Annotated in this window: 1 protein-coding gene; it reads left to right on the top strand. The window is 42.1% G+C overall.

Annotation, left to right across the window (positions count from 1 at the left end; all coding sequences use genetic code 11):
- Positions 1-323: CheR family methyltransferase (locus tag L324_RS44460; protein WP_499698322.1), on the top strand; the 323-nt coding region annotated here is incomplete at both ends.

Below are 323 nucleotides of genomic sequence, written 5' to 3'. Positions count from 1 at the left end.
GGAGCGCGGCTTGTTCAACCGGGGAAGAGCCTTATACATTATCAATGATTTTAAGCAGACAGAAAGGCCTCACAGACTATCAGATTATCGCAACAGATATCGATGACAAAGTCCTTCAGAAAGCGAAAGAAGGCGTATATCAGGAAAGGTCCCTGCAGGAAGTGCCGAAAGAGATGAAAGAACTTTATTTTACGCAAGACGGAAACCGCTTTAAAGTCAAAGACGAGATCAGGAAAAACATCCGCTTTCAAAAGCACAATTTACTGGCTGATCCGTATGAGAAAGATTTTGATATCTCGTATGCCGTCTTCTGCTTGAAAAAA

Source organism: Amycolatopsis orientalis DSM 40040 = KCTC 9412 (assembly GCF_000478275.1).
Taxonomy (GTDB): domain Bacteria; phylum Actinomycetota; class Actinomycetes; order Mycobacteriales; family Pseudonocardiaceae; genus Amycolatopsis; species Amycolatopsis orientalis.
The sequence above is the reverse complement of the archived record's forward strand: the minus strand, read 5'-3'. Positions and strand labels throughout refer to the sequence as shown.